Consider the following 399-nt stretch of genomic DNA (forward strand, 5'->3'; position numbering starts at 1 on the left):
ACCACAATGTTGACGCCAAATAAGAATAGAGCGACCGACTTTTTCGCTTGCGGCGCGATTTTAATCACCTCCACCGATACTTCTTGATCCATGTCAGCGCGAAACTCTGGGTCCTGCAGACTGCGCTGATATTCAGGATCGGCTTTAAGCTCTACGCCCATCTTATTAACGAACAGACAAGCGCACGCCAAACCGAGACTGGTACTTGGAATGGTGCTCATCAGCACGTCCGTGAGAGTGATCCCTTGCGGCTCTAAGAAGGCAACCCAGGCGACCACCGCTGCAGCAATAGGGCTGGCGACAATGGCAAACTGGGAGGCAATAACCGCCATGCTCAGTGGGCGCTCTGGCCGGCTGCCGCTACGACGGCCCACTCCGGTAATAACAGGCAGCACAGAA

1 protein-coding gene is annotated in these 399 nt (G+C 54.9%); it reads right to left on the reverse strand.

What is annotated here, in order from left to right:
- A partial coding sequence (locus UF06_RS17740; RefSeq protein WP_045571633.1) for an anaerobic C4-dicarboxylate transporter family protein occupies positions 1-399 on the reverse strand: 399 nt, incomplete at both ends.

This window comes from Vibrio sp. S234-5, assembly GCF_000960595.1.
Taxonomy (GTDB): domain Bacteria; phylum Pseudomonadota; class Gammaproteobacteria; order Enterobacterales; family Vibrionaceae; genus Vibrio.